At 47.4% G+C, this 25,158-nt stretch carries 22 protein-coding genes and 6 pseudogenes; 7 read left to right on the forward strand and 21 right to left on the reverse strand.

From position 1 onward, the window contains the following. Positions 1-2 precede the first annotated feature (2 nt). Positions 3-581 carry a D-sedoheptulose 7-phosphate isomerase gene (lpcA, locus tag ACLJRH_RS06510; RefSeq protein ID WP_000284051.1) on the reverse strand — a complete coding sequence of 193 codons (579 nt, stop codon included), beginning with the start codon at positions 579-581 and terminating at the stop codon, positions 3-5. A gap of 239 nt (positions 582-820) precedes the next feature. Here lpcA and fadE point away from each other — a divergent pair, with 239 nt between their 5' ends. The 4 genes from fadE to pagN all read left to right on the forward strand — a co-directional run bounded on the left by fadE (position 821) and on the right by pagN (position 5,923). After that, positions 821-3,265 carry an acyl-CoA dehydrogenase FadE gene (gene fadE, locus ACLJRH_RS06515; RefSeq protein WP_000973043.1) on the forward strand — a complete coding sequence of 815 codons (2,445 nt, stop codon included), beginning with the start codon at positions 821-823 and terminating at the stop codon, positions 3,263-3,265. Positions 3,266-3,373: 108 nt separating this feature from the next. Then, entirely contained in the window at positions 3,374-4,141 is a 768-nt protein-coding gene (locus ACLJRH_RS06520) for an amidohydrolase (protein ID WP_000015789.1), read from the forward strand. 309 nt (positions 4,142-4,450) lie between these two features. Then, positions 4,451-4,858, forward strand: coding sequence for a Spy/CpxP family protein refolding chaperone (locus tag ACLJRH_RS06525; protein WP_000788200.1), 408 nt, complete (start codon positions 4,451-4,453; stop codon positions 4,856-4,858). A 345-nt stretch (positions 4,859-5,203) separates the two neighbouring features. Continuing rightward, positions 5,204-5,923: an adhesin/invasin protein PagN gene (gene pagN, locus ACLJRH_RS06530; protein ID WP_000787605.1), complete on the forward strand. Its 720-nt coding sequence runs from the start codon at positions 5,204-5,206 to the stop codon at positions 5,921-5,923. Positions 5,924-5,926: 3 nt separating this feature from the next. Here the strand turns inward: pagN and ACLJRH_RS06535 are convergent, their stop codons facing one another. Next, positions 5,927-6,115, reverse strand: coding sequence for a hypothetical protein (locus tag ACLJRH_RS06535; RefSeq protein WP_031603649.1), 189 nt, complete (start codon positions 6,113-6,115; stop codon positions 5,927-5,929). 56 nt (positions 6,116-6,171) lie between these two features. Here ACLJRH_RS06535 and ACLJRH_RS06540 point away from each other — a divergent pair. Further along, positions 6,172-6,284, forward strand: a pseudogene (locus tag ACLJRH_RS06540) (hypothetical protein); the annotation flags it as partial. A 601-nt stretch (positions 6,285-6,885) separates the two neighbouring features. Here ACLJRH_RS06540 and tioA read toward each other — a convergent pair. From tioA to ACLJRH_RS06575, 7 genes are all read right to left on the reverse strand, one after another. Then, positions 6,886-7,503 carry a protein TioA gene (tioA, locus tag ACLJRH_RS06545; RefSeq protein WP_000241747.1) on the reverse strand — a complete coding sequence of 206 codons (618 nt, stop codon included), beginning with the start codon at positions 7,501-7,503 and terminating at the stop codon, positions 6,886-6,888. 139 nt (positions 7,504-7,642) lie between these two features. Then, a complete protein-coding gene (gene tinR, locus ACLJRH_RS06550; RefSeq protein WP_023136372.1) occupies positions 7,643-8,098 on the reverse strand; it encodes an Lrp/AsnC family transcriptional regulator TinR in 456 nt (151 codons plus the stop codon). A 132-nt stretch (positions 8,099-8,230) separates the two neighbouring features. Continuing rightward, a complete protein-coding gene (gene tcfD / locus ACLJRH_RS06555) occupies positions 8,231-9,310 on the reverse strand; it encodes a fimbrial protein TcfD (RefSeq protein WP_023136373.1) in 1,080 nt (359 codons plus the stop codon). Between the two features lie 21 nt (positions 9,311-9,331). Next, entirely contained in the window at positions 9,332-12,019 is a 2,688-nt protein-coding gene (gene tcfC, locus ACLJRH_RS06560) for a fimbrial outer membrane usher protein TcfC (protein ID WP_001632496.1), read from the reverse strand. Positions 12,020-12,127: 108 nt separating this feature from the next. Beyond that, the gene (gene tcfB / locus ACLJRH_RS06565; protein ID WP_000287812.1) at positions 12,128-12,703 is read right to left on the reverse strand and encodes a fimbrial protein TcfB; all 576 of its coding nucleotides are present in this window, start codon (positions 12,701-12,703) and stop codon (positions 12,128-12,130) included. Between the two features lie 50 nt (positions 12,704-12,753). Further along, positions 12,754-13,464, reverse strand: a complete 711-nt coding sequence (gene tcfA / locus ACLJRH_RS06570) for a fimbrial chaperone TcfA (RefSeq protein ID WP_001009507.1) — start codon at positions 13,462-13,464, stop codon at positions 12,754-12,756. Positions 13,465-14,277: 813 nt separating this feature from the next. Next, entirely contained in the window at positions 14,278-14,508 is a 231-nt protein-coding gene (locus tag ACLJRH_RS06575) for a hypothetical protein (RefSeq protein ID WP_000564356.1), read from the reverse strand. Here ACLJRH_RS06575 and ACLJRH_RS06580 point away from each other — a divergent pair. Beyond that, positions 14,500-15,057, forward strand: a pseudogene (locus tag ACLJRH_RS06580) (ATP-binding protein). The gene ACLJRH_RS06575 and the pseudogene ACLJRH_RS06580 sit on opposite strands and share 9 nt — an antisense overlap. 64 nt (positions 15,058-15,121) lie before the next feature. Here ACLJRH_RS06580 and ACLJRH_RS06585 read toward each other — a convergent pair. From ACLJRH_RS06585 to ACLJRH_RS06635, 11 genes and pseudogenes are all read right to left on the reverse strand, one after another. Next, positions 15,122-15,283 (reverse strand): annotated as a pseudogene (locus ACLJRH_RS06585) (transposase); the annotation flags it as partial. A gap of 80 nt (positions 15,284-15,363) precedes the next feature. Beyond that, positions 15,364-15,483: pseudogene (locus ACLJRH_RS06590) on the reverse strand (hypothetical protein); the annotation flags it as partial. A 119-nt stretch (positions 15,484-15,602) separates the two neighbouring features. Next, complete coding sequence (locus ACLJRH_RS06595; RefSeq protein WP_000970302.1) at positions 15,603-16,550, reverse strand: LysR family transcriptional regulator; 948 nt, start codon at positions 16,548-16,550, stop codon at positions 15,603-15,605. A gap of 496 nt (positions 16,551-17,046) precedes the next feature. Continuing rightward, positions 17,047-17,284: pseudogene (locus tag ACLJRH_RS06600) on the reverse strand (PerC family transcriptional regulator); the annotation flags it as partial. Between the two features lie 82 nt (positions 17,285-17,366). Beyond that, complete coding sequence (locus ACLJRH_RS06605; protein WP_000119391.1) at positions 17,367-18,188, reverse strand: polysaccharide deacetylase family protein; 822 nt, start codon at positions 18,186-18,188, stop codon at positions 17,367-17,369. A 406-nt stretch (positions 18,189-18,594) separates the two neighbouring features. After that, complete coding sequence (afaD, locus tag ACLJRH_RS06610) at positions 18,595-19,065, reverse strand: AfaD family invasin (protein ID WP_000266941.1); 471 nt, start codon at positions 19,063-19,065, stop codon at positions 18,595-18,597. A 21-nt stretch (positions 19,066-19,086) separates the two neighbouring features. After that, positions 19,087-21,597 (reverse strand): fimbrial biogenesis outer membrane usher protein, encoded by a 2,511-nt coding sequence (locus ACLJRH_RS06615; protein WP_023223323.1) that lies wholly within the window; start codon positions 21,595-21,597, stop codon positions 19,087-19,089. Between the two features lie 23 nt (positions 21,598-21,620). Beyond that, a complete protein-coding gene (gene safB, locus ACLJRH_RS06620) occupies positions 21,621-22,358 on the reverse strand; it encodes a pili assembly chaperone SafB (protein ID WP_001530955.1) in 738 nt (245 codons plus the stop codon). Positions 22,359-22,441: 83 nt separating this feature from the next. Continuing rightward, positions 22,442-22,936 carry a Saf-pilin pilus formation protein SafA gene (locus ACLJRH_RS06625; protein WP_023136374.1) on the reverse strand — a complete coding sequence of 165 codons (495 nt, stop codon included), beginning with the start codon at positions 22,934-22,936 and terminating at the stop codon, positions 22,442-22,444. A gap of 763 nt (positions 22,937-23,699) precedes the next feature. Next, positions 23,700-24,270: pseudogene (locus ACLJRH_RS06630) on the reverse strand (integrase core domain-containing protein); the annotation flags it as partial. Continuing rightward, on the reverse strand, positions 24,204-24,401 hold the full coding sequence (locus ACLJRH_RS06635) for a transposase (protein WP_001224041.1): 198 nt from the start codon (positions 24,399-24,401) through the stop codon (positions 24,204-24,206). The gene ACLJRH_RS06635 and the pseudogene ACLJRH_RS06630, both read right to left, overlap by 67 nt. Before the next feature lie 52 nt (positions 24,402-24,453). Between ACLJRH_RS06635 and ACLJRH_RS06640 the strand changes: the two genes are divergently transcribed. Continuing rightward, positions 24,454-24,768: a SymE family type I addiction module toxin gene (locus ACLJRH_RS06640; RefSeq protein ID WP_023892102.1), complete on the forward strand. Its 315-nt coding sequence runs from the start codon at positions 24,454-24,456 to the stop codon at positions 24,766-24,768. Positions 24,769-24,834: 66 nt separating this feature from the next. Here the strand turns inward: ACLJRH_RS06640 and ACLJRH_RS06645 are convergent, their stop codons facing one another. Continuing rightward, on the reverse strand, positions 24,835-25,113 hold the full coding sequence (locus tag ACLJRH_RS06645) for a hypothetical protein (protein ID WP_077906417.1): 279 nt from the start codon (positions 25,111-25,113) through the stop codon (positions 24,835-24,837). Between the last annotated feature and the right edge of the window lie 45 nt (positions 25,114-25,158).

Below are 25,158 nucleotides of genomic sequence, written 5' to 3' on the forward strand. Positions count from 1 at the left end.
AGTTATTTAACCATCTCTTTTTCGATCAACTGAATCAGGATATGAATCACTTTGATATGAATTTCCTGAATACGATCGGCATAACCGAAGTGCGGTACGCGAATTTCAATATCCGCCGTTCCCGCCATTTTGCCTCCGTCTTTGCCGGTCAACGTAATCACTTTCATGCCTTTTTCACGGGCCGCGGCAATCGCTTTAATCACGTTACCAGAGTTACCCGACGTCGAGATCCCTAACAGGACATCGCCTTCGCGCCCTACCGCTTCAACGTAACGAGAGAAAATATAGTCATAGCCAAAATCATTACTGACGCAGGATATATGGCTAACATCAGAAATCGCAATTGCCGGGTAGCCCGGACGATTTTCACGATAACGACCTGTCAGCTCTTCAGCAAAGTGCATCGCATCGCAATGGGAGCCGCCGTTACCGCAGGAAAGTACCTTACCACCCGCTTTAAAACTGTCAGCCAACAGGACCGCCGCGCGCTGAATGGCGTGAATATTGGCGTCATCTTTTAAAAAATTAGCCAGCGTTTCCGCCGCTTCGTTCAGTTCGTTACGAATAAGATCCTGGTACATGAGGATATCCTTCAGCATGAATGTAAATGACAGTATGCAGTGTACCGGATAGCAGTACAGGCGAGAAGCATAAGCCGAATTAACGCCTCACGCTTTTGATTTTTCGTGCCCCCAAAAACGGCAACAATGTGAGCTTTGTTGTAATTATTTTGTAAACACATTGCTAAAAGATTTTACATCCACTACAACCTAATCATCACAAGTGGTCAGACCTCCTACAAGCAAGGGAGCTTTTCGTTATGATGATTTTGAGTATTATCGCTACGGTTGTTCTGCTCGGCGCATTGTTCTATCACCGCGTGAGTTTATTTCTCAGCAGCCTGATTCTGCTCGCCTGGACCGCCGCACTTGGCGTCGCTGGCCTGTGGTCCATCTGGCTGTTGGTTCCTCTGGCCATTATCCTCGTGCCGTTTAACCTCACACCGATGCGAAAATCAATGATTTCCGCACCGGTGTTCCGCGGCTTCCGTAAGGTCATGCCGCCGATGTCGCGCACTGAGAAAGAAGCGATTGATGCCGGTACAACCTGGTGGGAAGGCGATCTGTTCCAGGGCAAGCCAGACTGGAAAAAACTGCACAACTATCCGCAACCGCAACTCACTGCCGAAGAGCAAGCGTTTCTCGACGGTCCGGTAGAAGAAGCGTGCCGGATGGCGAACGATTTTCAGATTACCCATGAACTGGCGGATCTGCCGCCGGAACTGTGGGCTTACCTGAAAGAGCATCGTTTTTTTGCGATGATCATTAAAAAAGAGTATGGCGGGCTGGAGTTCTCCGCTTATGCGCAGTCCCGTGTACTGCAAAAACTGTCCGGCGTCTCCGGGATTCTGGCTATCACCGTCGGCGTTCCAAACTCACTCGGCCCTGGCGAGTTATTGCAGCACTATGGTACGGAAGAGCAGAAGAATCACTATCTGCCGCGACTGGCGCGCGGCCAGGAGATCCCCTGCTTTGCGCTGACCAGCCCGGAAGCAGGTTCTGATGCAGGCGCCATTCCGGATACCGGCGTGGTTTGCATGGGCGAATGGCAGGGCCAGCAGGTGCTGGGTATGCGCCTGACCTGGAACAAGCGTTACATTACGCTGGCGCCGATAGCTACCGTGTTGGGCCTGGCGTTTAAGCTTTCCGATCCGGATAGATTGTTAGGCGGAGAAGAAGAGCTGGGTATTACCTGCGCCCTGATCCCCACCTCAACGCCGGGTGTGGAAATTGGTCGTCGCCACTTCCCGCTTAACGTTCCGTTCCAGAATGGTCCAACCCGCGGTAACGATATTTTCGTGCCTATTGATTATATTATCGGCGGCCCCAAAATGGCCGGACAGGGCTGGCGTATGCTGGTGGAATGTTTGTCGGTAGGACGCGGTATTACCCTGCCGTCCAACTCCACTGGCGGGGTGAAATCCGTCGCGCTGGCAACCGGCGCCTATGCTCACATTCGTCGTCAGTTCAAAATTTCTATCGGCAAGATGGAAGGTATTGAGGAACCGCTGGCGCGTATTGCAGGTAACGCTTATGTGATGGATGCCGCCGCATCGTTAATCACCTACGGCATTATGCTGGGCGAAAAACCGGCGGTACTGTCGGCTATCGTGAAGTACCACTGCACCCACCGCGGCCAGCAGTCCATTATAGACGCGATGGATATCACCGGTGGTAAAGGCATTATGCTGGGCGAGAGCAACTTCCTGGCGCGTGCTTACCAGGGCGCGCCTATCGCGATCACCGTGGAAGGCGCGAATATCCTGACCCGTAGCATGATGATCTTTGGTCAGGGCGCCATTCGCTGCCATCCTTATGTACTGGAAGAGATGGCCGCAGCGCAGAATAATGATGTGAATGCCTTTGATAAACTGTTGTTTAAACATATTGGTCATGTCGGCAGCAATACCGTCCGCAGTTTCTGGCTTGGCCTGACCCGCGGATTAACGAGCCATACGCCAACCGGCGACGCCACGAAGCGTTATTACCAGCATCTGAACCGACTGAGCGCAAACCTGGCGCTGCTGTCCGACGTGTCAATGGCGGTACTGGGCGGCAGCCTGAAACGCCGCGAGCGTATCTCCGCGCGTCTGGGCGATGTGTTGAGTCAGCTTTATCTGGCCTCAGCCGTACTGAAGCGTTACGACGACGAAGGTCGCCACGAAGCCGACCTGCCGCTGGTGCACTGGGGCGTACAGGATGCGCTGTATCGTGCTGAACAAGCGATGGACGATCTGCTGCAGAACTTCCCGAACCGCGTCGTGGCCGGATTGCTCACCGCGATGATCTTCCCGACTGGCCGTCATTATCTGGCGCCGTCTGATAAGCTGGATCACGCCGTGGCGAAGATCCTGCAGGTGCCGAACGCCACACGTTCACGCATTGGGCGCGGTCAGTATCTGACGCCCGCCGAACATAATCCGGTCGGTTTACTGGAAGAAGCGCTGCGTGATGTCATCGCTGCCGACCCTATCCACCAGCGCATCTGCAAAGAGCTGGGTAAAAATCTGCCGTTTACTCGTCTGGATGAACTGGCGCGCAATGCGCTGGCGAAAGGGCTTATAGATAAAGATGAAGCCGCCATTCTGGCGAAAGCGGAAGAGAGCCGCCTGCGCAGTATCAACGTTGATGATTTTGAACCTGAAGCGCTGGCGACCAGGCCGGTAAAGCTGCCGGAGAAAGTGCGTAAAGTCGAAGCCGCATAATCAGTCTCGTGTCTTTCCTGCCCCGCTTTCGCGGGGCTTTTTCTTGCCGCTTTTTTATTATTGCTCATGCTACAGTGTAAAGACGCTGTTCAATGAGGAGCTCCGATCGTGTCTGGTTTGAAAATTACTCTGTTGCAACAACCTTTAGTCTGGATGGACGGCCCGGCAAACCTGCGTCATTTTGACAGACAGCTAGAGCTCGTATCTGGCCGGGATGTGATTGTTCTGCCTGAAATGTTTACCACCGGCTTCGCGATGGAGGCCGCTAATAACTCACTTTCGCAAGATAGCGTGATTACGTGGATGCAGGCCAAAGCCCGACAAACTGACGCTCTGATTGCCGGCAGCGCGGCGCTACAAACTGAGCGCGGCGCCGTAAATCGCTTCTTACTGGTTGAACCGGAAGGCAAGGTTCATCTCTATGATAAGCGCCATCTGTTTCGTATGGCGGATGAACATCAACATTATGCCGCAGGCGATAAACGCATCATCGTGCAGTGGCGCGGTTGGCGCATCCTGCCGCTGATCTGTTACGATCTGCGCTTTCCGATATGGTCGCGCAACCGCAATGATTACGATCTGGCGCTGTATGTAGCGAACTGGCCTGCGCCGCGCTCGCTACACTGGCAAACATTACTGACAGCGCGCGCTATTGAAAATCAGGCTTATGTCGCAGGCTGCAACCGGGTTGGCACCGATGGCAATGGGTTACATTATCGCGGCGATAGCCGGATCATTAATCCCCAGGGCGACATTATTGCCACCGCCGAACCACACCAGGCGACACGTATCGATGCCGATCTTTCTCTCGTCGCCTTGCAGGACTATCGCGAAAAATTTCCAGCCTGGCGCGATGCCGATCCATTCACCTTGTAAGCAACCTGCCGCTCACCGCGGCGGGATTGTTTCACTCCGTAACTCTCCGTAAAACAAATTCGCGTGGCGTAATGTGGCAGGCAACGTATTCTGACTAAGAGCCTATCCCACCAGGCGTTATTGGCGCAGCCAGTTTGGACACGGACAGCGCGCAAAAACCGGAGCGTACACGTAGTACGTGAGGATTTTGAGCACTGCCCAGGTCCAAAATGGCAAGTAAAATAGCCCTAATGGGATAGGCTCTAAGATAATTGCTCGCCATTCGTGGGTAATAAAAACGGTTAATCACTCCCTTATCAGGATATCTTCATGAAAAACTTTGTACGCACAACTTTACTGGCAGCGACTCTGGCGGGCGTTTCTTTTGGCGCTTTCGCCACCGCTGTCCCCAATCCTCCCCTGCCCGCCCAGGATCCTATTGTCCAGCATCTGAAGCTGACAAACGATCAGATTACCCGGATCAAAAAACTTCACCAACAACTGGAAACCGACGTCAGTCAGATTTCTATGAAGGGAATTAAAGACGGTGCGCTGATAGAGGTGATTAAATCCGGTAAATGGGATGACGCCGCCGTAAAACAGCAGCTTGCAGCCTTCAGTAACATAGAACAACAGGCTCGCTATTATCGGGTTAAATATTATTTTGATTTAAGCAAAGTCTTGACACCAGAACAACGTCAACAGGTACAACAAGATCTCGCCCAGGCACTTGAGTAAATATTTTTGCCCGTTATTCCTGGATAACGGGCTTTATTCTGGTCGGGTACAAATTCATCTTCATCTTTTTCTTACAGCATCGCTCCATCTCACACTACCCGTTACATAACATAGAAGTGAAACCGTACGTGGGGCTGGCATACGTTGGGCAATTTGGCGAGGAGATGGATTTCCATACCGACGATTATCGTATTGTTATTTAAAATCTTCATCTCATTTTTTACCCGCTTACAGAAAACCCAGCGTTACAATAGACCGTTTTTTGGGCTTCGTTTATGTAATCGTTATATCACACCCTATACCGTGAAACTTGTCTTTTAGCCCAATATTAAGGCAGGTTCTGAAATGAAAAACTTTTTCGCAGTCTGCATCATTCCCCTTGTGGTAGCCTGGTCCGCTACTGCATCAGCAAAAGAAGGGATCTATATCACCGGGAAAGCGGGGACATCCGTAGTAAATGTCTATGGAATCAACTCAACCTTCAGCCAGGATGAGATAGTCAATGGTCATGCAACGTTACCTGACCGTACCAAAGGCGTTTTTGGCGGCGGGGTTGCTATCGGTTATGACTTTTATGATCCATTCCAGCTTCCAGTACGTTTAGAACTGGATACCACTTTCAGAGGTGAGACGGATGCTAAAGGCGGGCAGGATATTATTGCATTTGGTCAGCCAGTACACATAAATGTAAAAAATCAGGTCCGAATGACCACTTACATGGTTAATGGCTATTATGATTTTCACAATAGTACGGCGTTTACACCCTATATCAGCGCAGGCGTTGGCCTCGCTCATGTGAAGCTAAGTAATAACACCATTCCTGTTGGTTTTGGTATTAATGAAACTCTGTCTGCTTCAAAAAATAACTTTGCCTGGGGCGCAGGTATCGGTGCAAAATATGCTGTAACAGATAATATTATGATTGACGCCAGTTATAAATACATTAATGCAGGCAAAGTAAGCATTTCAAAAAATCACTATGCTGGTGATGAACATACCGCTTATGATGCAGACACAAAGGCTGCCTCCAATGACTTCATGCTCGGCATTACTTACGCCTTTTAAACACTATCGGTAAAATAGCTGGTCCTGTGGGTTCCCGAAGGCGCAATGGAGGATATCAGTAATGAATACTCCTGCGCCTTCAGAAAATCGTTGAACAGGTGCAACCTGGCGCCATTTTTCAGTACACTGCAACGTTTCTGGTATGGGCTTAACTTCCGGCTGCCCAAAAACAGCCCCGTCCTGTTGTATGATCTCTAAATGTGAATGGCACGATTATGCGAGATACTTACAAGTGTCTGGTATGAAGATATACTGCGAACGCCGATGTAAACGGCGCGCGTAACATTTTAGAGCGGGACACGCCGTGCTTGCCTGTGGAAGGAGCGTGCAGTCAGGCAGCCCGTTGGAGCAGGAACCCACGCCCTTCAGGACGTGGAGGATGTCAATGCACAAGAATTGGGGAATCTTTAGCAGAATTTATTATCTCTACAGTAGCATCTCTCTTGTTCCCGTCATAAATAACCCAATGCCTCCAGAGCTGAAGCCGCCTTCAGCATGAGCACTGGCTGCAAATAACACCAAATAAAATAATAATATAACAACTACCGAGACAAAAAACACCTCTCTAAAGTATTTAGAATTCATACAGTCAGCTCATTTAAATTTAACGTCACATGCAACCATGCATGCGTAAAACAAGAACCACACTCATATTAATAATGATTAGTAATGTGAGTGTGCGTATAACGAGATACAGATGTATATTCCTTAATGTAACGGAACATCATCAATGCAAATAGCAACCATCGATATATTAAACTAAAATAATACATCTAGTGCATATATAAACCATTCGTATGGTGGCTGTAATAAACTTGTTGATAAACGGTCACCCCCTAAACTTCCAGCCTCCCCACCACACGAACAATGATGTTCTTTATATTTAATCGTAATAAAAAACAAAACAATAATTAAACAAAAAATAAATAAGATATTTTTGATTCAAATTTTCACTCCTTCTGTTATATACACCAAGTTTCATTTTTTTTATGATCCCGAAAGAAAAAACCGTCATATGACGATGGCCATTGCATTCCATACATGTAATCAACTTCGTTCTGGTACACGGCCCTCTGTTCTACATCATTTATATCCCCGACAAGAATCTTTTGGAACTTATGATAATGATAAACACTACTAATAAAATTAGGATCACGAGGCACTACGCAAGCCTGAAAAAAGAACCCAAGGTTTTTAATTTCACTGGAATAAGAATGTTTACCACAAAAATCAAACCAAACTTCCATACCATAATCTCTGCGACTCCTGATGTACTCGCTCAGAAATTTGTGGTTGTTATTAAAGTCAACAGAAACAGCAAATAACCCGACGCTATTTAATTTACTGATCCTTTCCATATGTATGAGCACAAATTCCCAGGGAATCCTGAGTATATATTTATTTAACCCATATTTATGGTTGAATAAATTAAATGACTTTTGTAACTCTTCAAAAAACATCAATGACTCAATTATGTGGTTTTCGCCTTCTTTCCAGAAGGGTTCAACGAAATAAATATCAGTAACATCATCTGTTTTAATGCGGTTTTTTGTTACATGCACGGGGTGATATTTAACCATGTGATATTCCGCTGTGTTATTCTGTGCCGCTTAATTTCACCACTGCTGATTAAAATCCTTGTTCAACAGCCGCAATCTGCCGTTGTTGTTCCGTAAGAAGGATAATAATGTATTAAATCAGTAAGTACACATCACACTTTCACACTGGCAGTTCGTTTGTTTCTTTTATTTGCTCAAGAACAAAGCTCGATGCAGATCCACTAATTGAAGAATTAGTTAATATTATTTTCTCATAAAAACTATAGTAATCGTTCATATCTGTAAATACTGTATGCATTAAATAATTAAATGATCCAGAAATTCGATAAAAGGCAATAACCTCACGCATTGACTTTATTTTCTCAGAAACACTAGCGTATTGCTCCTCAGATATGTTAATCATAATAAAGACATTAAGTGAAAGACCTAGTTTTTCTTTATCCAATAAAGCGAACTGACCAATGATAACCCCCCTGTCTTTAAGTTTTTTTAAACGCTTGAAACATGGTGTGGGCGTAAGTCCCACTTTATATGCAAGTTGCCATAAAGTTTGCGCACAATCTTTTTGGATTTCTTTCAATAATTCTTTATCTTTATCATCTAAATACTCAGTCATAGGAAAGCAGAACCTCACGCATTGATTTTCATAAGTGAATAGATTTTCTTTATTAAATAAAACAAGTATATAAAGAGAACTCTGATTTAAAAAACCATATAAGAAAGATATCAATAAAATAAATAATTACTGTCAGGGGGTTTGTGTTCCCATCAGCATTGTCACTGTCAGCGTTCCCTGATACTCACCAGAACGCTTCTCCCTGATGTTAAAGGGTTGTGTTGTCAGGGTAAGGGGCACTGGCACACAACGTACCGCCTGCCGTTGCCCGGGAAGTAGCACCGGACGCGTTGCTGCTTTATCCACGTTATCCAGACTGAACTCCACGCCACGGGTGACAGGAATACTTCGTCCCCCATAATTCATACTGACCGCATAATCAATCGTATCAGCAGAATCGCTCTTTATAACCTGAAATCCCGTACCTGACTTATTGCTTCCTTCTATCTTCATCTGTAATGAACGGGCTTTCACACCTCCGTCATACAGACACATATCCAGATTAGCCCTGCCCGACATTTGTGAGGCATTCAGCCGGTGAAGATTCAGGTCAACACGAGGGGTTGCAGTACCAAACTGCGGAAAGTAAATAGCCGCATTTTCTGCAAAGTGGTCTGTTACATTCAGCGTGATATCTGTAGTTGATGTGCCTAAAGGATCGTCTCCGCCCCATTGTAAATAATCCAGGACTAACGTTGCTTTCCATGTTCCGCTTGTAGGTATCTTCGCAAGCTCTTCTGAAGGTATCCTAAGTTTCAGCGACCTACCCCATTGACATGCAGCAGCGTTCATGTGCACGACACCAGTATAACAGGCATTACGAACACTGCCGAGCAGTATGAGCGTGATTTCAGCATGGCTGATTTGTTCTCTGAAACGCAGACGAATTTTTGAATAAGCTTCAAAAGAATACCACCATACCAAATGTGTTTCTTCACACGCCCCCTCATTTTCATTCCTGTTTGAACGACATACCCATCCCCCCAACACATTTGCTACACTCCATTCTTGGGACCAGACAGGAGTGATGACCGGTACATTGTTCTTGTCGTAATTCAGGTCGACGGTAATCGCATCGGCGACTTGTGGCAGTGTAGCGCCAGCCATCAGCAGGATGGCAATTATCCTTGCTGGATAAACATATTTTCGGATGAAATTAATAATTGCTGACCAATGGGCTGTCATACTTGTCCACTTCATTTTATTCTTCATACTATCGCCTTTATCTTTATGTCAGGCTTCCTGAACGGAATGGCGCAGCAAACCTGCCACGTTCAGCAAACGGATGACCCGCGGCGATATTTGCAACGCCTGTGGCAGGGCATCCACGTCACTTAATTCACACCGCACATCACCCACTACCTGCATAACATCCCGACGTTTATGTACTGACATCGGACAACGCAGGATCCTGTTTTTAGACAGCAGCCACAGGCTGGATTCTTTATGCTCGCTCTGCAGGCTAAATCGCCCGGAAGGTCCCAGCGACAAAAATGGATGGTTCAGTGGCTGTGCGTCCAGCAGCGGTCTGCCATCCTTGTCCAGTACGCGGCCAACGTACAGTCGGCTCATACTGGCGCTGATGTTGTGAACCAGCAGATGCCCGGGTGTCAGGAAGTAACGCCTGCTTCCCCCTCCCGCTTTTACGTCTGCCATACCCTGTGAACTAACCCCTGCATCCTCAATGGTCACCTCCGTGGCGTTATAGCCTTCCATCAGCAACAGCGACTGCTGACCAAAACCGAGACTGAACGGCTGGCTGCTGCCACGAACGCTGACTACTTTCCCGCTACTACCCTCGTCCCCCTCTGACTCCACGTTCACCGCCATGCCAGAGGCCGGTTCACCGTCCTGACCACCTCCCCAGAACAGTCCATTACGGGATAACGCCAGAGACGAGCTGTAGCCAGCGGTGAGTGAACTGGCGCTGCCCGCATTACGTTGATGGGAGTTACTGATAGTGGCGCTCAGTTCACCCATACGGCCGCTCATGCGTCCGCCGAGACTCCCGCTCCAGCTGTCGTCGTTATAACCGGAGAAACCCACCGACAGTTCACGATACAGATCCTGCTGCCAGGATCTCACATGGTTCACATTCCAGGACGTCTGTGTTTTTTGATTCCGGCTACTGTGAATATCGGTCCCGGCTGAGGTATACCCATTACTGCCAGTCATTGTCGGTGGTTGAGAGGCATATGACACACTGACACTCATAAACAAGCCATCATCATTCACTCCGTCATTTCGGGTTCGCCATACTCCCCCATGGGTATTAATATTCATGCCAGCCATATTAAGGTTGTACGTTGCACTAGCCTGAGCAGATTCGCGGTGAGAGGCAGGGATGTATGCCTGTCGCCAGAACACATTTTCTTTGTCACTGTTATCATCATATCCCCGGTAAACCGGCCGACCTTCTGTCCTGCTGGTACTGTATCCCAGCAGGGCATACCAGTTCCCCACCGGAACCGACAGGGAGGCGTTCATCGAAGTCTGGCAGGTCATACTGGCATGCACTGACTGTGGATGACGACCACTACAGGCATCACTTTCCGTATGGTTACGCCACAGACTCGCGGAAAATCCGTCGTTGTATGTCACCTGCTCAGTGTTACCGCTCGTGCTGTCTGTCCCATGCAGTATCCCGGCAGAAAGGTCCAGCGTGCCATCCAGCACTGCATGCTGTGAATTCAGTCGGGTTTCACTGTACCAGGCCTCATGTGCCAGAGAGATACCTTCGGTCAGACTGATATTTTTCCGCAGCCCAGTTCGGAATCCGGCAGCCATGACAGTCTCACCGTCATAATGGCTGGCTTTATCCCCGGTATCTTCCTGCCCGCCCTGAATAAACCACTGGGTCTGTGCACTGAAGCTATTACCCCCCTTACTGAAGGGCTGGCTCTCCGTTCGTCGCAGAATTCCATCCTCATATATCCGCAACGCCAGAGGATAGCTTCCCGGTGGAAGAGAGTGAGTATCCAGGGTATGCATTCCCGGGGTCAGGAACTGACTCCCCAGCAACTCGCTGCCACGATAAATATCAATACGGGCATTTCGGGTAACCTGAACCATAACCGGAGTGGCATTCTGGTCCACCTCATGGTTAACATAAGCTTGGGTGGTCCCGGTTCGTAATCCATCAAACCGGCTCAGGGGAAGCAGACTGAACCCAAAATCCCCCCCCGTGGCGCTGGACAGATTCCGCTGATCCATCCGACCAGCCTGGAGATAATACTGATTGCCGAGATCCTGACGGACAAACAGATTGTCAAACCAGGTCTGACTGTTATTGTAATGTTCTGACTGATTCCAGATAGCTGCCCAGTTGCCTCCCAGATAACGACCGTCACCAAGCCCCAGGGCACCGCTACCATTCAGTGTCATATTACGACTGTGGAGATCATCACTCAGATACAGCGTCTGGCGGTGAATAAATGCGCTGACACCCTCCGGGGTCGGAGTCAGCCAGCGTTTATCACGTCGTTCTTCATCCGGCAACCAGTCCCGGTTAAGAAACAAAGATAACTGACCGTTGTTCTCATCAAAAATAACCGCAACATCCTCTTTATCTGTTGCCACGTAACCACACTCGCTGCTGTCTTTTGCTTCTGAGACACCACAGACCAGATTGCTGTTACGTAGCAACGGACGGCTGAGTGCAGCCAGCGCTTTTTGCCGTTCTGCGGCCGGCAACGCGGCAAGCCCACTGCTTTCAAGTACCATCAATGGGGACATAAACTGCACGGTGTCCGGTTTAACCACCACCGGAAATAATCCCAGTGAATGCCCTGGTAGCAACACTTCAATTTGCTCAGTCTGTCCTTCCAGCAGAGATTCAAATCCAGGAGGGGGAATAAGAGTTGCCTGGCTGGTAAAACTGCACAATCCCAGTAAATAATACATCCAGAAATAACGACTCACGTAAAGAGACCTGAATTGCAATGAATAATAAGATCAATACCGGATCCGGTTCAGGTACGAACGGTGACACCCCAAAACCGGATCAGATGAAGAGCTAATAACCGGTTATTAGCCGGCAGTGACGGCCTGTGAAATCACCAGACTGACCAATCCGCTGTATTCACCGGCAGGCAGGTTTTGTAAGGCTGCTCCAGCCTTCTGACCAATATCCAGGTTCAGCGGAGCTGAAGCATCGCCAGTTTTTCCGTCCGGGAACAGGGTTTTAGCTTCCAGTACAGAATTGGTGGTGGTCAGTGACCGTCCTCCCAGAGTCACTTCCATATCAATGGTTTTGGTGGGATCCAGGACGTTGATAAGTTGTGGAGCATTCAACAGTTTTACATTAACCGACTTGGTCTGATCGTTGCTGTAAAGGCGGGTCTGGAGTGATTTATGGACCAGGCCCTTACCCGGCATGAAATCCAGCTTCATAGTCGACGGGAGGGATGAACCATCGGCCTGCAGCAGTTCAAGTGTACTGTCAATATTGGCAGTGACGGTAATATCCTTCTGAACCGCAGAAACAGAAAAAGAATAAACGGTGGCCAATGCCACAGCTGCGGCAATAAAAGATGTTTTCATGTTCATAAAAAATAACCTTGCTTTGTTGTTTATTACAGTGATATATGTACACTCGGTATACATCCGCTCCCCCTGAGAATAAATGTAGGGTATAGCGTACGCTCCGTGTGTTTTTACTTTCCGGCTGCTGTTAAATCAGCAGAGATTACCGGTGAATTTGCACCCGTACGATATTCCACACGAAATGCATTACTTTTTATTCCGGCCGGAATATCAGCACTCCCGCCGGGATAAATACTTTTGTCTATATTCTGCCAGTGGCATGTGGTGTCGCAGTTGCCGGCCCGAATAAGAGAAAGCCGGGTATTTCCCGTATTCAGCAGGTGGTGACCGTTCGTTACCAGCGCAGGCCTGGGGTCTGACGGAGAAACACGCAGCAACACCCCCCAGACAAGATTCACACTTACGGATGAATTTTGCTTTCCACCTGCCTGTGGATCATCTTCCAGTTCAGGAACAGCCTCGAAGTATACCCGCCAGGCTTCCTCTCTTTCCGGTGCCTGAGTACTGATAACACGTATTGTTTTTTTTGTTCCCGGGGAAAGGGCAAATTTCTCCGGGGAGACAACAAGTCCTGTCTCTATATCATTCCCTGCTGGTACCTCCTTCTCCTGTGGCATACCAGGATGTTCAATACGCATGATTCTTGTTCGAATATATTGCACATGATCTGATTTAGAATAGACGAACAGCGAGGTGGCCTCTTCGCGGCTACTATTAATTTCTGCCGCCATGGGATAAACGAGCATATTCGCCCTGGCATGACCACATGCAAACATAGCGACACAGAGAAACACCCCGGGAAGAGTATCTTTAAAATTCATACCAGATTTTACCGTATAAAAGTCATCTAAATTTTAGTATTAGCATAGACAGAAAGTTATCAGCATAAAGAAGCAAATTACGATTCAGTGTTAATACATTTTGTGTGGAGGGCATCATACGGAATAAAATTTTTCGCTCAATACCTCTGTTTTTTTCAGGAAAGGAAAAATTAGTAAATAAAAGTCCACGGATTTCATTCACCAAAAGCGAACGACAGATCTGTAAGAATCGCTGAACAATTAATAACGCCGCAGTAAAAATTTTGGAAATTCTTCATAAGAAAGTTGTTACTGTGTACCTGACTTACTCAGATAAATGGAACTGCATTTCCCCCTCCTTCAAAGCAACAAATACGTAACATAACAACGTAGGAGACAGAGAATCTAAAGAAAGCCCTCCAGGAGGGAGATACAATTCAGACTACAAAACCAAATAAACCTTAAACAAAGCCACAAATAGACTGATCATCATGAGGTTTTACAAAACCAGGTAAAAAAAAGTAAGCAAAGTAATTAATTTAGAAAACTAAAGTTACAGTTAGATCAGATTTACTTGCTCAATATCTGTTAAAAATATGATATCAGCAAACAAAAACTTATATACATCATATGGTTACACTTGATGTTTACACCTCTCCAGCAAAGTGTAATCAATATAATACACTATTTTTAGATGAAATATTGGTTAAATATTCCATAAACAACAATATAAAACAGAACAATTCACCATGAAAATACAATTCACCTTTTAAAACATAATGTTATAAAAAACACCATTCAAATTGATGCCAGTCCCTTACCTGTCAATGTTGTTTACGGTTCCTTTCCCCCTTTTGTGCGAGTAAGCAACATGAATATACAAGTCTTAACGACCAATGCCTCTGTCAGCCCAAAAATAAGTCGACATTCCTGTGCATGGCGCTGCAGCAGGAATAGAACGGCAGACATCAGCGCGGAATGGAATCCCGGCTGAAACAGGCTCGTCTGCCATGAGTCAAAACGCTGGAGCAGTTCGACTTCAGCTTCCAGCCAGGCATCGATCATAAGGTCGTCCGGGAGTTGGCCGGTCTGGCGTTCGTGGAGCGCTGCGTGAATGTGATCCTGCTGGGGCCCCCGGAGTGGAGAAAACCCACCTGGCCGCTGCCCCCGGTGTGAAAGCGGCAGATGTGGGCCATCGGGTGTTGTTCATGCCGCAGGACAGGTTGGTAGACGCTGATGAAAGCGAAGCTGGAAAACCGCCTGAAGCGCCAGCTACAACAACTGAGCTATGCGCGGGGGCTGATCCTGGACGAAGTAGGTTACCTGCCAATGACCAGTGAGGAAGCCAGTCTGTTCTTCCGACTGCTGAACCGACGGTATGAAAAAGCGAGCATTATCCTGACGTCAAACAAAGGCTTCGCAGACTGGGGAGAGATGTTCGGTGATAACGTGCTGGCAACAGCGATCCTGGATCGGCTACTGCATCACTCAACCACACTGAATATCAAAGGAGAAAGTTACCAACTGAAGGAAAAACGCAAAGTCGGGGCGCTGACCAAAAGCGCAACGCCAATCAGTGAAGATGAAATGGCGGAAAGCGGACAGCAGAAGTGATCAAACAGCGGATATTAAAAATAGCGAAAAACGACCATAAATCCTGGCGTTGACATCCTCAAGATTTAATATCAGAAGCTTCCATGCCGCCGCATCCAGACTTCCAGTTGTCCCTGGTGGCTTCAGAAATACCGGCCTCCCGGTAGACATCTTTAACAGTCCGTCCGGATTCAACTGATCTAATCACAGCGATGATCTGGTGCGCAGTAATACGGGCATTACGCACAGCGATCTCCTGCGTTGGCAGATTGATTATGCCGGATGATCTCTAAATGTGAATGGCTCGATTATGCGGGATACTTACAGTGCAACCTGGCACCATTTTTCAGTACACTGCAACGTTTCTGGTATGGGCTTAACTTCCGGCTGCCCAAAAACAGCCCCGTCCTGTTTCCGGGTATTATCATTTCCGTCAGTCGGCATCATGTTTTGTATTGGGCATCGTCAAAAGACGACTGGCTGACCAGTCGCATATCTCGATGCCTCAATTCAGTCATCATCATGTGGGTTTAAGTCAGGAACGTGTCAAAACCATTCCAAACGGGTTAATCATCATTCAGAAAATCAATTTGTGGGCGATTATTCCATTTATCTTCAATAAAAGACAGAAAGCGTTGAAATAAAGGAGAATAATACTGACGATGACGCCATACAAGATAAATGGGGAGATCTGGGACCCTCCATTCAGGAAGTATAATTTCAAGTTCATTATTTTTTAAGTATTTGGTGGCAAGCCAGGCCGGAGTCATGAGGTTGATACCCTTTCCTTCTAAAACCAAATTAAGAACACTCAAAAGATTATTGGAAGATAAATGAACATTAACAGCGCCACTAATAGTGTATGATTCATCTTGACGGAAAAGAGTAAGAGGTCCGGAAAGACCATGGTTGTGAAGACCCACAATAATGTGATTTTCCAAATCGCCAGGATGTGAGATCCTGCCATATTTTCTAATATATTTCGGACTCGCACAAAGAACCAACTTTAAAGGGCTTATCTTTCGATACACGAGATCCTCACTTTCGATTATGCCACTTTTAAAAACCAGCTCATCAAACTCCAGGGATTTACTAAAAAAATCGCTACGCTCTCGTGAATCCAGGTAGATTTTTGTATCCGGATAGCTAGCTGTAAATTCCCATATCCACTTATTGGCAAGAAACTCACAGACAATAGCCGGAGCCGAAAATTTTATACTCCCTCTGATAATTTTATCCGGATTTCGCAATTCATCCAGCAAGGACTGAAAGGAAGATGTTATCCTTTTCATGCTTGCATAGGCTGTCTGACCAGCTCCAGTCAGTTCTAAGTGATGTGAATCGCGCCGAAGTAAAGTAACCTCAATAGAATTCTCAAGGCGACTAAGCGATTTACTGACAGCAGAAATGCTAATATCTAATTCCCGTGCAGCCCGGGAAAGATTCCCTACTTCCGCCACTTTAATAAATATCATCCAGTCTCGCATACCACGATTATTGATCAGTTCCATCATTATCTTCCGTTGATAAAAGAAATTCTTATATTAAAGGAGCTATCAACGACTTACTGATGCGTCATTGTGTGCCTCAATGTCCTTGATATCATCATAATAAAAAATCTATTGGCTGCAAAATAGCATCTGAATCGATCATGATTTTGCATCCATCTCCGGTTACTAATTGAACCTGTTTACCACTCAGTGTAAATACCCTATCTCAGAAGTGATCGTCAAGGTTGTCGCCGAACCAGATACCAATAATAAAGTGGTTCATTGTCATGCGCCCGTTCTGCAAAGGCATTGTCCTTTTCTGTGACGCAGTCTGGAACGCATTAATTGTATCGTTCACCTAACAAAGTATCCCGTGGAAACAAGCAAAACATCGCCAGATTATTCTTACTTGAGTCCCCCCCACCCGGCTCGACATTATTTGTGAAAGTGGAGGAAAAAGAACAGACGGTTTAAATAAGACGCTTACTCAAAACATAAACCTATGTGCAGGCTCCTCTCATTTCGTCACGTCGCTGATATCCAGCTTTACTGGCGCCAGGGGAAGATATCTGCGCAAGGCAATAATTCCGGCGCAACAACAACCACTCCCGCTGGGCCTCTGTACATTCAAAATCTCCCATGACCAAAAGCCAGCGGGTAGAAGCCCTGCGCCAGTGACCTGCGGCCTCCAGATTCTGCGCAACCGGGTCTATCACGGCCTCCGGTGTTATCTTATTTCTGCTCAAAATCAGCACCATCATTTGGGATATAGCCTACAACCCCTGCCCGCCGATGATGGGGGAGGATTCGGTATGCAGCACTTTCATCCTGGTCTCCGGCTCAGTCAGCTATCCGACGTGCCCCCTTATGCCGGGCCAGCAGCGAAGAAAATCCGGGCGTGGTGTGATAAAACAGACGACGTTTCAGCCAGCCCACATTCTTTCGCTCCTTTGTGTTGATACGACCAATACGCTGTGAACCGATGACTGGATTGTTCATACGCCTTTCTGTGGTATACAGGTATGTGAACCCCAGCTCTTCAGCCACATGAATATAGTCAGAACAATACCAGCCCTCAGGCCAGCACAGATGCTGACTGCAGTAACCCAGCATCTCCCTCATCCGCTTACGACTAAGAAGAATATCGACACGAAGCAAATCCGACGGATTACGGGACACAGGTTTCTGGTCCCAGCGTCGGTGGGTGTGCGTGTGCGAGTGAAACTCAACAAGGCCACTGAGGTGCATCTCCCGGACCTCTGACCAGCGCAGCATGACCTCATCAGCCCGGCCTTGTTTAACCAGCATCTGACACTCATCATGAGAGTACACCGGTTCGCCTGCAGGAATACGGACCGGTCCGTCACTGATCAAACTGGTCACAAGAAAGAGATGCGCATGCAGATTAAACTCCTGCAGCACCGGAAAAACCTGCAACCAGTTATCCAGCCAGCCGCCATCAAAGGTCAGCATGACGCTTTTACGAGGCAATCTTGCACCATGATAAAAAGCTTCCACCTCTGCTGCGGTAACGGTTTTCCAGCCAGATTCAGCCAGCCATTTCATCTGCGCCCGGAACGTACGGGGAGATAAGGTTATCTGTCCGGGTTTATCACTGACATGGTGATACATTAATACCGGTAAATGTCGTGCATAAGACATATGCTTTATTCCTTTATGTAAAAAATAAATTATTTTTACGCCTGAGGGGACAAGAAAAAGCCCCCTAAACATAAAATCTTAAATATCACATATGAATACCTGACAGATAAACAAACCTTATACCAAGGGCTTATAAAGACCCGTTCACAAAAGAGTGAATCAAACAAATCCACAAAACAGAAAATAATAAAGGCATCAGTGTCTGTTAAATTATTTTACGAAACATAATATTCCTCTCCCTACAAAAAAGATGAATTTCAGATTTTAAAATAAATCAGCAATTGATTTTTCTGCAATGAAGATTGCTAACCATATTTGCCTTGAGTAAATTTTCAATACATCCTCGAACCTGATATACAGTATTCGCCTTATTCACTTATACAGGAAGTATGAGTGGAACAGACGGCTACGTATCCTCCTGCGCCAATGCACAGGCCTTAAAATCCAGCGTCCAGGTGTCCGCAGGCACTTCCTGATTGCCATCAACGACCACACTGAAACTGGCGTTATCTGCAGCGGTTCTTAAAATGGCGCCACGACCACTCACCGTATCTGGTTGCCACCCCTCGCCCTCCAGGCGAACCTGAATGTGATGGCGAGGATCCTGTTGCCCGCTCAGCAGCAATACGGTAGGCGTGTTACCCGCCTTTTGCTCATCGCTCCATACCCGAAACCCGCTGTGACTGCCGTGATAAGTCACCCAGCCTTGCGCAAGCACCATCCCATCTGGCACGTGCCCAGCCCGAAAGTAAGTACCTACACGTAGCGTTGTCTGAAGTTTTTCTGCGGCGTTCGCTATCGGCACCAAGCTACTGGCAGTGACCAGTAAGCTTACGCTATAGATAACCGTTTTCACTCGCTGTATTTTCATCCACATTATTCTCTCCTTCAGAATCGGCTATCTGCAGAGACCGCTCATTTGATACAAGCCCGCGATTCCCTTGTGGGCAGGTAGCTGGTAGTTAACCCGACATTGCTGTGCTCCCCATTTCACCGTCAGTTCGCCCTTATCCGCCAGACCAGTGAGATAAACCTGGCTATCAGTATCCACCAGAGCAGCACTGCCATCCTGCCCATTGACTGTAACCTGCGCCCCGAAAGGAATGGCGCTACCATCTTCCCGTTTCAGCGTCATCAGTGCCCTGGCCCCGATGCGAGTGTGAAACTTCGCTTCCACCACCGCCCCTTCGGTTGGCACCACGCGCACATCGGTTTGTGTGACCTCTGCGTCATCCGGTAGTCGCGACGGATCGAGGCTGACTGTATTCTCCTGATAGACGTTCAGGTTGCCCACTGTGGTGTCGCCACGAAAATCCGTCTTAACGCCAGGCCAGCCGCCAACTGGCACCCCCGAGGCCCCTGGCGCTTCAACCAGCGCCACTGAGCCTTGCAAAGGTTGCCCCAGCGTCACACCATGATGGTGGATAACTATACCTCCCGCGATATTGACTCCCATCTGGCTCATCGCCCGGCTGTAGCTATAGTCACCACCTAACAGGCCGTAAGCCCCATTCCATGCCAAGTGCAATGCGCTGTTATTACCACCACCTGGCGGGGCATCGGCACGGTAACTCTGACGCACCTCCCAATCCAGTTGCTGACTGAATGCCTCTCCGTTGACCCCCACTTGTTGCGTCTGACCACCGTGTGATGGTGAAGTCATCTGCCAACTGGCACTTACATTATTCCCCGTCCAGCGGCTTAATGGCATACTGAACCCCAGGCTGGTTATGTTCTCTTTACGGTGCGCGCCATTGCGCCACAGCGTTCTGTTTTGATTCCAGTTCAATGACAGCGAGCCCCCTCCGATAGAGGTTCCCCAACTCAGTCCGTAGCTGTCATCATGACCGGGGCGATTACGCCAGTCGGTACGGGAACCGGTTAAACTCAGATTGCCCAAATGCCTCCCCCATGACTGACTCAACATCAGGGTGGTACGCGAGCTCGGCTGCAAATTATCTCGCCACGACCATAGACGGTTGCCATCATGTCGATAACTGTCGAGCACATCGGATAAGGTGTTATAGCCCTGCGAGGCATACTGCCATCTCGTCAGAAAAAAATTTGTCCCCGTCGCAGTCAGCTGGTTGCTGTAACGCAGTCGCCAGGAGGCTCCTTGCTGTACCGCCTCCCCCTGACGCTGACTTTGTGTGTCGCTTCCATCGACAGATAAACTCCCCCATCGCCCGAGAGATCCCCCCAAACCAAGCAATGCAGCTTGATAGTGCGTTGCACTCTGTATACCGCCGTATGCAGTGAGATTCCACGGCAGACCATACATCAACGTAGCCTGCGCGATCTGCGCCTTATCCGTTGCAGAGTCTGACGATCGGTATCGGCCCGCCAACAGGCTGTACTTCAAATATCCCTGGTGCAGTGCTATCGCCGGGGTCTGATACGGCACCACAAACATTTGTGTACTGCCATCGGCCTCCCACACGGTGACATGCAGATCACCACTACTGTCTGTTACCGACAGATCCCGCAGTGCAAACGGTCCGGGCGCCACGGTGGTGTTGTAAATGGTGTAACCATTCTGTTTGACCTCCACCCGAGCCTGCGTGCGGGCAATCCCACGCACTACTGGAGCAAACTGCCGCTCACTGTAGGGCACCATGTTGTCATCCGATGCCAACATCACACCGGTAAATGGCACACTATCAAATATCTCCCCCTGCGAAGTCTTTTGCCCCAGAGTCAGACGACTTTTTAGTGGGTACAGTCCACGCTCAGCATAGGTATATGCTGCCTGCCACTTCCCCGACAGTTGACTACTCCGCTGCCAGCTGGTCGCATTGCGGACACGCCACGCACCTATATTGATTCCCGGTTGCAGTTGTACCCAGGAAGAGTTGTCACGCCTCTCCATATCCATTTTGTAATCCGTCTGCGTTGTCCTCGCACTGTAGTTCATCAGAAACGCCGGAATACCATCATCCCAGAGATCTTCAGGAGCGATCCCCTTAAATTCCGGACGCAACGCCAACTGCGGAATACTCAGTTGCAGTTGCTGATTATTGATATCCAGTACCGCTTTAGCCTGTGGAATGGCGGTCAGATCCGCACACTCATCTGGGGTCTTTGCTGCTTTCCACAACTGAGGGTAATCTTCCGTTTTTACGCCGTAGCGTGAAAGCTGACTGACCGTCAAACAAGGAGCCAGAAAAGGCGTTCCTTGCCCATCCTTTTCCAATTTGAACACCACATCACGGGTGTCGACACGTTTACCATTCACCATCACGTCCACTCGATAAGTCCCTGGCTGTTGTACCCCCTGGTTAAAGAGCGACATATCAACCCCTTTCGCTGCATCGCCCAACATTGATGCATCGAATGTGTAAGCGTGCGCATTTGCGCAATGAACCACTCCCGCGATGAACAGTAGCAAGGCAGGTTGTTTGAACTTCATTTTCTGCCGCTAAATCCTTGAATTTATTTAAAAACGTAGTGGAACGGATGACTTTCACCACCTAAGTCTGTAATAATTTTCCACTCGACATCACCACGAGTGCCACCTGGCATATTTAGTGTTTTGTCAGCAAAGGGGGGGATATACTCAAGCCCTGTAATGGGCTTTCCCCCTACTGTGACAGAGGCTAAATTCATGTAAAACGGGGTGGGGTTCTCTACCTTAAGTTTGTTGCCCGTCTCCACCCATCTTAAATTTCCTGCAACATCTTCCGGCGTCCCCTTCACGGCATCCGGGCGGAAAATCAGCTTGTCACAGGTGCTGATGGACAAATTGAGGTCAAGGGTCGCGCCCTTAGCCTGTGTATCCGACTGTTCATTTTCGGGTGGTAGCGCCTTTATACAGACCCACTGTAAAGTCTCGCGATCCGTTGGCATGTCACCACCAGTACGGATAATACGCAGTTGACTCTGCTGGTTCGCTTCTAAACGAAATAGAGGCGGCATCACCATAAAGGGGGCTGGCGAATTTTTGTCTTCTGCTTTGACTGAAGACTGAACCAAAATAGGGTAATTCTGCGGGTTGCTCACCGAGAGCGTCGCGCTTGGTGTACCAGCGTGATAAATCACACGTGTAGCTCCCAGCTTCACGCTGAATGATTTAGTGGCTGAATTTAATTGCTGCCTGGCGGCATATACTGAAACCATAGAATTAGAGGCGAACAAAGCTGCCGCCATTAAAACAAAATTAATTGTTTTCATATCAAAAATTGTAAAAGAAAAATGAAAAACTTGATGTGTATTACGCCTTAAACAAGGCGCAATACACTAATAGTTGTTTACTATTAAGGCTGATATCCCACTACGTCTACAGTCAGTGGGTACGTATCAGGTGAGATATCCTGACCCGCTACTGCAATAATATCAATTGGGACATTGGTATCAAAGGTGAGCCATTTTCTCCCATTCCACATTACCGGGACATGAGTTTTGTTTAGATCATAATCTGAAAAGCGCACAATGATTGGGTTGCCACCATTTTTACCAGTTATTTTCCATTCACTGCCAGCATCGTTCATTAGCGTGCCAGAAATCCCCCTGACCCCGAACTCTTTAATAGAAGTAGAATCAACTGTAAGCTTCGCAATATCCATATCCTTAGCATTCTTCCCAGCCATTAAGCCTGGCATCTGATCAAACGATATGGTTAAATGTTCGGGAGCGGCAAAGCTAATATCCACTGATTTCTGTTGCTCTGTGTTCGGCAAAACTGAAGCATAACAACTAGCAGCCATCATGCTCAACGCACTTGCGATAATCAATTTTTTTATGCTTTTCATTTGAATAACCACCTTTTTTAAACCAAATTAAAATAATCCAGCACATCCAGAATACATAACGCCATACCAAATCTTACCGTATGGAAAAATCCGTGGCTGGTAATAACAGCTTGTACTTATTGGTATTTGTTACCAATTCAAATAAGTAATGTCATAAAAATCTATATATCAGAGCACCTCTTAATCTGAAAAAAATTGCGTTATTGCCAATATAAACAGTGTTGATGTTAACATCGTGTTGTCAGGGTGGAATAGAATACTAGTCAAAAAGCAATTATACCTTCCATTTACATTCAAGTGATAACATTACAATGACACCCACCACACTGGGTGTGGGAAACTTATCTTCGAAGAGAGGATAATTATCAGGCATCGTTGCAACATTGTTTATATTTAAACATACATCTCCTAACTCGACGGTAAGATTATTAGTTAACTTTTCCTCGCAGGGAAGATCTTTAGTGGAAAATCTTGTTTTCCGAAACGGAAAAGCAATTATAACGCTCCAACGAGAGTCTCAACACTAAGAGCTGACTGACACAGGCCAGACTGATTATACAGGCATGAAAAAGCTCTCCCCTTCCTTTCAGTTCTTGCTGGATTATGCAAACGTCGCACCACCTCCCCGTGAACATGGCACATTAATTTGAAGCAGCTCTCATCCGGTATCGTTTTTCAGTGCAGCGAAATTCATCGCAGGTGCCCCTGTAAATAGACCCGTTTTAGTTCCATGCATTTTTAAGATTCCGGCCAGATAATGTTGTTAGCGGTATTCCTTCGGTATCATATTGTTCCGCGATTCATATGGACGTTCGCAGTTATATTCTGATAACCCTTTATCCGCAATTTCCCGCACCTCATTCAGCGTTCTGAACAGATAAGAATTGAGTATTTCTGTACGGTATGTCCGGTTAAAGCGCGCGATGAAAACGTTTTTCTTCGGCTTACCCGGCTGGATAAACGCCAGCTTTACTGCATGTTTCTTTGCCCATTCAGCCAGTGCCAGCGAGATAAATTCCGGTTCCTTATCCATACGCAGCATGGCCAGATAACCGCGGTTGCTGTAATCCTGTCGAGTACACGGACCACTCGCAGAGCTGGCAGATTCAGATCGATTTCAATCGACAACGCTTCACGATTACAGTCATCAACAACATTGAACGTGCGAAAACGACGCCCACAGACCAGCTCTGGTTCAGCGCTTCCGGCGTGACCAGTGGCGAGGGATTGCGTACCGGCAGCCGTTGTTTACCCTTACGGCGAAAATTCAGCTTGAGCAGACAGTAAATACGGTGGAGCCTTTTGTGATTCCACGCGTATCCCTGCCGCCGTATCCAGACTTCCAGTTGTCCCTGGTGGCTTCAGAAATACCGGCCTCCCGGTAGACATCTTTAACAGTCCGTCCGGATTCGACTGATCTAATCACAGCGATGATCTGGTGCGCAGTAAAACGGGCTTTACGCACAGCGATCTCCTGCGTTGGCAGATTGATTATGTCGGATGATCTCTAAATGTGAATGGCTCGATTATGCGGGATACTTACATACTCACGCATTGAGAGACTTTCAGTTCGTTTGTACGGTGAATGGATGCCGCAGGCGGGGTTTATTAACGGGATGCCCGTCAAGGTGCGGGTAATGAGGGATTGCATCGTGATCACGCCGCAGCATACCCACGGACTCTTTGTCTGTATTGAAGGGATGGGCGTAACCCGCATTAATAAACGGAGTGCAGAACAGTGGTTAAAAAAATTTCTGGGGGCGCTGAACAATACCGGAGATATTCCGGTGATTAAACGCAAAAGAACGGAACAGGAGTTAATGAGTAATTGATAATAAAAAGCCGGGAAAAGATAACCCCTCCGGCTTTTACACATTATTCCTCCGGTTCCAGATGTTTTATTTCAATCCTTTTGGTTTTATTTCGGGATGTTTTTCATATAATGGATTCATTATTTTAATAAGCATTTCACCCATGATCAAACCAACCGCTTCTCGATATACCTTAAATTCATCCTCATCACAACGGGACTGAACAACAGCAACAGATTCATCAAGTTCCTTACCGAATCTCAACATTAACTCACTAATTAATACAGCTGTATCCTTATCGTTAACCATACTTATTCCTGTAGTAAAAAAATCAATAGCCTTGATTTCCTTTACATTCGTCAACACAATTCCAGCAAGCAAATCCGTTACTTTTTGTAGGTAAAGACATAA

It is taken from the genome of Salmonella sp. SAL04162 (genome assembly GCF_046551535.1).
Classification (GTDB): Bacteria; Pseudomonadota; Gammaproteobacteria; order Enterobacterales; family Enterobacteriaceae; genus Salmonella; species Salmonella enterica.

Bases quoted from the DNA above. Each gene is read 5' to 3' on its own strand.
- safB (WP_001530955.1), bottom strand. From the start codon at position 22,358: ATGAAAACAATTAATTTTGTTTTAATGGCGGCAGCTTTGTTCGCCTCT.
- afaD (WP_000266941.1), bottom strand. From the start codon at position 19,065: ATGTGGATGAAAATACAGCGAGTGAAAACGGTTATCTATAGCGTAAGC.
- tcfD (WP_023136373.1), bottom strand. From the start codon at position 9,310: ATGAAGAATAAAATGAAGTGGACAAGTATGACAGCCCATTGGTCAGCA.
- fadE (WP_000973043.1), top strand. From the start codon at position 821: ATGATGATTTTGAGTATTATCGCTACGGTTGTTCTGCTCGGCGCATTG.
- ACLJRH_RS06525 (WP_000788200.1), top strand. From the start codon at position 4,451: ATGAAAAACTTTGTACGCACAACTTTACTGGCAGCGACTCTGGCGGGC.
- ACLJRH_RS06640 (WP_023892102.1), top strand. From the start codon at position 24,454: ATGGCTCGATTATGCGGGATACTTACATACTCACGCATTGAGAGACTT.
- ACLJRH_RS06605 (WP_000119391.1), bottom strand. From the start codon at position 18,188: ATGTCTTATGCACGACATTTACCGGTATTAATGTATCACCATGTCAGT.
- tioA (WP_000241747.1), bottom strand. From the start codon at position 7,503: ATGGTTAAATATCACCCCGTGCATGTAACAAAAAACCGCATTAAAACA.
- ACLJRH_RS06615 (WP_023223323.1), bottom strand. From the start codon at position 21,597: ATGAAGTTCAAACAACCTGCCTTGCTACTGTTCATCGCGGGAGTGGTT.
- ACLJRH_RS06575 (WP_000564356.1), bottom strand. From the start codon at position 14,508: ATGATCGATGCCTGGCTGGAAGCTGAAGTCGAACTGCTCCAGCGTTTT.
- ACLJRH_RS06595 (WP_000970302.1), bottom strand. From the start codon at position 16,550: ATGATGGAACTGATCAATAATCGTGGTATGCGAGACTGGATGATATTT.
- tcfB (WP_000287812.1), bottom strand. From the start codon at position 12,703: ATGTATACCGAGTGTACATATATCACTGTAATAAACAACAAAGCAAGG.
- tcfA (WP_001009507.1), bottom strand. From the start codon at position 13,464: ATGAATTTTAAAGATACTCTTCCCGGGGTGTTTCTCTGTGTCGCTATG.
- ACLJRH_RS06625 (WP_023136374.1), bottom strand. From the start codon at position 22,936: ATGAAAAGCATAAAAAAATTGATTATCGCAAGTGCGTTGAGCATGATG.
- lpcA (WP_000284051.1), bottom strand. From the start codon at position 581: ATGTACCAGGATCTTATTCGTAACGAACTGAACGAAGCGGCGGAAACG.
- tinR (WP_023136372.1), bottom strand. From the start codon at position 8,098: ATGACTGAGTATTTAGATGATAAAGATAAAGAATTATTGAAAGAAATC.
- pagN (WP_000787605.1), top strand. From the start codon at position 5,204: ATGAAAAACTTTTTCGCAGTCTGCATCATTCCCCTTGTGGTAGCCTGG.